The organism is Arthrobacter sp. 10T413_2 (assembly GCF_056394205.1).
This window is the reverse complement of the sequence record NZ_JBFTHK010000318.1, coordinates 1-2,174: the sequence shown is the minus strand read 5'-3', so window position 1 is coordinate 2,174 and position 2,174 is coordinate 1. Positions and strand designations below refer to the sequence as shown.

At 64.8% G+C, this 2,174-nt stretch carries 2 protein-coding genes and 2 pseudogenes; 3 read left to right on the top strand and 1 reads right to left on the bottom strand.

Annotated elements, in window-relative coordinates; genetic code table 11:
• Positions 1-349 (top strand): annotated as a pseudogene (locus AC1DBQ_RS23050) (HNH endonuclease signature motif containing protein); the annotation flags it as partial.
• A 102-nt stretch (positions 350-451) separates the two neighbouring features.
• A complete protein-coding gene (locus AC1DBQ_RS23045; protein WP_476930710.1) occupies positions 452-874 on the top strand; it encodes a YybH family protein in 423 nt (140 codons plus the stop codon).
• An 87-nt stretch (positions 875-961) separates the two neighbouring features.
• On the opposite strand, the gene AC1DBQ_RS23040 is transcribed toward AC1DBQ_RS23045, so the two are convergent.
• Entirely contained in the window at positions 962-1,636 is a 675-nt protein-coding gene (locus AC1DBQ_RS23040) for an ArsR/SmtB family transcription factor (protein ID WP_476930709.1), read from the bottom strand.
• 185 nt (positions 1,637-1,821) lie between these two features.
• Here AC1DBQ_RS23040 and AC1DBQ_RS23035 point away from each other — a divergent pair.
• Positions 1,822-2,174: pseudogene (locus tag AC1DBQ_RS23035) on the top strand (MFS transporter); the annotation flags it as partial.

Sequence of the window (2,174 nt, the reverse complement as noted above, 5' to 3'; positions counted from 1 at the left end):
CAAACACCACCGCCTCAAACACGCCTCCGCCTGGCAGCCCGTCGGGGCCAGCGCAACCAGCCCGCCGGGCTGGACCTCGCCCTCAAAACGCTATTATCCGAGCGAGCACCAGGACTGGGAACCGCCCCGCTGGCCGCCCGACTTCCCGATCACGGCTGCAGACACAGGCCCATGGTCGGAGCGAGGCGTGCCCGCCGATCCCGAGCCGGAACTGCCCCCGGACCCCTTCCCCGACTGGTATCACTTCACGGCCGGGCACCCATTCCCCGCCGCAAACACCGACGACCCCGGCTGGCCGGCGTCCCCCGACGACCCCATCCCGGAACGCGCTCTGTACCAGTCCGCCTGAACGACCAGGCCCTCCCGTGCTTGACGTGCAGCCGGTGACGGGTGAGCACGGAGCCGCTAAACTGCGCTTAGTCCAGAGACCACTATGAGCTAGGTGGACCCAATGCAGCTTGACGAGGTCATCGCCCGCTTTCATCAAGCAGTGAATGCGTTTGCCAAGGGCGATCCGGAACCCGCCAAGGACATTTTCTCCCACGGCATGGACGTTTCCCTCGCTAATCCGTGGGGCCCTCMGGTGGTGGGCTGGGAACGAGTGTCAGAGGCCCTCGATTCAGCAGCGGCACGTTTCCAAGAGGGACGCGTMACGGCCATTGAAACGCTCGCCAAACACGTCACTTCCGATCTCGCCTGCTTTCTGGACATAGAACACTGGCAGGCGAAGGTTGGAGGCGGAGACCAAATATCGGTGTTTGATCTGCGGGTAACAAGCATCTATCGCCCCGAAGGCGATACATGGGCACTCGTGCATCGCCACGCAGACCCGATCACCACACCGCAGGCCCCGGACGCCGTCCTGCGGAAATAGTTCACGCCATTCTGACGCACTCCCACGCCGTCACCTACTGACGGTATGCCTCGGCGGTAGAGACTAGAGCCCCGGACACTGACTCTTCTAAGCGGCGGCTTCCACGGGCAGGCCGCCGAGGCGCCACTCAAGCATTCCTTCATTGAGTCGCTGGGCGCTCCGGCCGGCAGAGCGCAGCAGGTCCACCGCTTCGTACGCCAAGACGCAGTACGCGCCGCGGCAGTACGCGACGATCTCCCTGTCCTGGGGCAGTTCAGCGAGCCTTTCCTGGAGCTGGTCGAGCGGGATGGACACGGCTCCGGGGATGTGCGCGGCGTGATACTCCTCGACAGGGCGAACATCGAGGACCGTCACGGTGCCCGCCCGGGCGCGGGATAGGAGCTCGTCGCGGTTGACTTCCTCTTCTTCAGACCTCGTACCTTCCAGCCCCAGGTAGGCGACGCGCTTGGGCTCGACGTCCGCCACGTGCTCCTGCCCGACGGAACGGAGCAGGCTGTAGAGCTGAAGTACGTCGGGACCGGCGATGTCGTAGTGGATTCTGTTGCCGTCCCGCCGGGTGGTTACCAGTCCGGCCTGGCGCAAGGCCTGCAAGTGAGCGGAGGCCGTGCTGAGCCCCAGTCCGGCGGCGGCGGCCAGGGTTTCCACGCTGCGCTCCCCCTGCGTGAGCAAGTCCAGCAACTCCAACCGCTTGCCATTGCCGAGGGCCTTGCCCACGCGGGCGAACTCCGCAAAGAGCTCTGCCTTCTTGACCCTGTCCCCCACAATCTCCTCCAGAAATCCATGTAATACTAGAATAAATACTATTCCACGTTTATATGGAATACCACCGTACCGCCGGTTTCAGCCGGCGTGGAAGGACTGCGAGTCGTGGGCTCCTTGACGTTGATTCCTTTCTTGGACGAGGCACCGGCAAGTCCGACCTGCCTGCCCGACCTGGCGGCTGCCAAATGAGCAACCCCGACACCGGCCKAAAGACCGGCACCGCCGCACGGCCCGCGCTCACCCTGGGCCTGCGCCAGAACCTGGCCCAGTTCATGCTCCTGGTCGCCGTCAACGCGCTTGTCGGCGGMACCCTCGGCCAAGAACGCACAGTCCTGCCGCTGCTGGCGGACCAGGTCTTMCACCTGGACCTTTACACGTCCGCCCTGACCTACATCCTGGCCTTCGGACTCGCCAAGGCCGGCACCAACTACTTCGCAGGAACGCTCTCGGACCGCTACGGCCGAAAGCCCGTCCTCGTGACCGGCTGGCTMGTCGCCGTGCCCGTGCCGCTGCTGCTGATCTTCGGACCTTCCTGGGG